Source organism: Desulfatiglans sp. (assembly GCA_012513605.1).
In the GTDB taxonomy this organism is placed as follows: Bacteria; Desulfobacterota; DSM-4660; order Desulfatiglandales; family HGW-15; genus JAAZBV01.
The window spans coordinates 1-3,091 of the sequence record JAAZBV010000044.1; the positions used below are offsets into that span (position 1 = coordinate 1).

General features: G+C 40.8%; 4 protein-coding genes. 2 read left to right on the top strand and 2 right to left on the bottom strand.

The window, feature by feature from the left end; genetic code table 11:
* A partial coding sequence (locus GX654_06115) for a ParB N-terminal domain-containing protein (protein ID NLD36429.1) occupies nucleotides 1-520 on the bottom strand: 520 nt, incomplete at its 3' end.
* Nucleotides 521-1,118: 598 nt separating this feature from the next.
* On the opposite strand from GX654_06115, the gene GX654_06120 reads away from it, so the two are divergent.
* Together GX654_06120 and GX654_06125 are read left to right on the top strand one after the other, a co-directional pair.
* On the top strand, nucleotides 1,119-1,481 hold the full coding sequence (locus GX654_06120; GenBank protein ID NLD36430.1) for a type II toxin-antitoxin system RelE/ParE family toxin: 363 nt from the start codon (nucleotides 1,119-1,121) through the stop codon (nucleotides 1,479-1,481).
* Nucleotides 1,478-1,759 carry an XRE family transcriptional regulator gene (locus GX654_06125; protein ID NLD36431.1) on the top strand — a complete coding sequence of 94 codons (282 nt, stop codon included), beginning with the start codon at nucleotides 1,478-1,480 and terminating at the stop codon, nucleotides 1,757-1,759. The genes GX654_06120 and GX654_06125 overlap by 4 nt, the downstream gene beginning before the upstream one ends.
* A 335-nt stretch (nucleotides 1,760-2,094) precedes the next feature.
* On the opposite strand, the gene GX654_06130 is transcribed toward GX654_06125, so the two are convergent.
* Nucleotides 2,095-2,247: a hypothetical protein gene (locus GX654_06130; protein ID NLD36432.1), complete on the bottom strand. Its 153-nt coding sequence runs from the start codon at nucleotides 2,245-2,247 to the stop codon at nucleotides 2,095-2,097.
* Nucleotides 2,248-3,091 lie beyond the last annotated feature (844 nt).

Consider the following 3,091-nt stretch of genomic DNA (forward strand, 5'->3'; position numbering starts at 1 on the left):
ATCTCCGGCCTATCCTTTCCTGGGGGATACCGAGCATATTCATCTTTATTATCTTTATGTCCTGATTAAGCAGGTATTGTGCACGAAGATCACTTAAATAAGAATCCACTGCTTGTCTTGATCGACCAATAGCCTTTCCTATCTCAATTGAACTCAGCATCAAGTTATTCTGATACGCCCTTCTAGCAGTATCCCTTGCCTCTTCATCATTAAGCTGTCTTGGACCAATAGCCTTATGGGCGGCATAAAGCAAGGGATCGGCTCCATTGAGTTTAATAATTTCTGCAGGGACTTCTTTTTGCCCGATACCCTTATATGCCTGAAATCGATGCGCCCCATCCAGTATGCGATATTTTCCGGGTAACTCCGGGTGCGCCTGAACCTGAATGGGATCAAACACAAACCCATCCCTCATGTTTTCCTCAAACATGGAGACCCTTTTATGGTCAATACTGCCTCTGGGATAAATGCTGTTGTCCAGAATAATGTCTTCGATTTTTACAGTGGCTGTTTTGTTCATACTCTTGATCCTTTGTTAATGGGTTCTCAAATGCAGATTGAAGGATTTTAGTCTGAAGGCTGTTAGGTCTTCTGCCTTTACTTTAGCCTACAGTCGAAATCCCTTCCCTGGGCACTATAGCCTCCGGCGACGGCGTCAGTCTGCTTTTCCTAACAGCCTACAGTCTAAACCGCTATAGCCTGCTTTTAATTACAAACATCATGCCAAATCTTTATATTTATTTATTGCTTGGGAACTAAAAAGCTGGAAGGCAGGGGTATCAAGGCTTTTAAGATACATTATAGTATATGAAGTGGTTTAACAGTGATGCTCTACCCTTTGAAAAATGATGATAAATGCACATTACTATGTGCAAGATTCAATTTTATTATGAAGCTTTCAGCTCTTCTATCTGATAACTGATCATCGATAATTGAACATTGAAACCCCCTAACAGTCATCAGCCTACAGTCTATCAGGCTAGTAATAAATCTTGCTTTCGTATTTAAAAAATAATAGCCGGAACTAATTAATACACAATCATTTGTTTTTATCTATTACTTGTAATGTTTTACAGTTATGAATTTAGATTGACTCCCTGTATCAAAATAGGTACATTATGGACAGCGCAAATAGAGAACCCATATTGAATGTCAATTTCTACAAAACTGATTCAGGCAAAGAGCCAGTCAGAGACTGGTTAAACTCTTTATCAAGGGAAGAAAAAAAGATAATCGGTGAAGATATAAAGACAGCTCAATTCGGTTGGCCAATAGGGATGCCCTTGATAAGGACTCTTGGGCAGGGGCTTTATGAGGTCAGGTCCAATTTAGTAAACAGGATCAGCCGTGTGATTTTCTCTGTTGAAAGCGGCAGGATGATACTCTTACATGGTTTTATTAAAAAGGATCAAAAGACCCCTAAAAAGGATTTTGAATTATCCTTAAAGAGACATACAAAGGTAAAAGGTGTTGATCGATGATGAAAAAGAATATAGGAAGCGATTTTGATGATTTCCTTAAAAAAGAGGATATGCTTGAAGAAATCCAGGAATCGGCCATAAAAAGAGTGCTTGCCTATCAGATAGAACAGGCAATGAAGGAGCAAAATATCACCAAGACTGATATGGCTAAAAGGATGAAAACCAGCAGATGTGCGCTGGACAGGCTCCTTGATCCTTCAAACGAAGCCATTACACTTCTAACCATGAAAAAAGCAGCGAATGTAATAGGACGCACGCTTAAAATAGAACTCACATAAGGTGTAAAAATCTTCAAGATATTGAAGATTTGATGTTTTAGTCTACATAATACTTCCAGACGAGTTCATACTCTGGCCCCGCAATATGCAGGGCAGGTTTGTCGAATGTCAAGAACTTTTCGGGGATCGTGGTATACACCCAAAACCGCAATACCACGACCCAGATCGTGGTATCCAGTGCTTTTTTTTTGACCGTAAACCCGATGTACCGCCTGTCGTGTAGTAGCTTAAAGCAACGGCGGTTGCCCTATAAGCTCTTGCACTACCTGTCCGCCATCTTATCACGTTCTGGTCTTTGAAGAAGACTGCAACATTCTTTCCTAACAGACTACAGACTAAACTCCTTCAGCCTGTTTTCGTCCCTCCGCAATCATGGCATTTGGCGGCATCATTTTTACCTTCCAGTTTAAACGCCCAGCCAGGAGATTCAGGCCAGTTGTGCTTTTTAGCGGTTTGGGATACTGAGAGCCCTTTTTATTGATCCTCATTTACAACTTTTGGCAATCTTGCCAAAAGTTGTAATTGCTGACCTCTAATCTCTTTTTCTCTATATCGTTCGGTGATACGCTCATGTGGGATTCCCTGCTGCTTTGCCAATCTTACCCTAACCGCTTAAAACCTATAGCCTGATTTCCTGCATTTAGCCTGACCTCCGACCTCTGACTTCCGGCTTCTGACTTCCGGCTTCTGATCTTTAACCTCTTTTATCGTTTTCCCTAACAGCTTAAAACCTATAGCCTAATTCCCTGCATTTCTTACTGACCTCCGACCTCTGGCTTCTGACTCCTGACTTCTGACCTCTATCTTTTCTCTTGCTTTTTCAAAAAATTAGCCTTAAATCTAACCCATTATATTTTCGGGTATAATGAATTATTGTCTTACGAGTCTTATCGTTTTCTCTAAAATCTTGAATCTTGTCAGAGATCCCGTGTTGTGTACGGGGAATATTGAATCAAGATTTTTACGAATAGTATTTTTATCGTCATTTTTACCCTGTTAAATCAGCGAAGCGGGATAATATATCATTTAACAGGGCAGGGCGGGAATCCAAACGCCGAAAGTCATTCCCCTACTGATCCTCCGTCGCCAACGCTTCCGTCGTCGCATAAAGCTATGACGGGACAAGATGGCGGGACAGGTCGGGGAATCCAGTTGTTTTTAATTTATAATTATTGGGAACTGTCCAATACCAAGGGCTCCCCTGTTTGTTCTTTTGATTTTGTTTTGGATGTAAGCAGGGTAAAGGATATCATCAAATGAAGTCGAGGAGATGAACAAGAGTCAAAGGCAGACCCTTTTCTCTTTTCAAATCGAGGTAATATTATGTCTGAA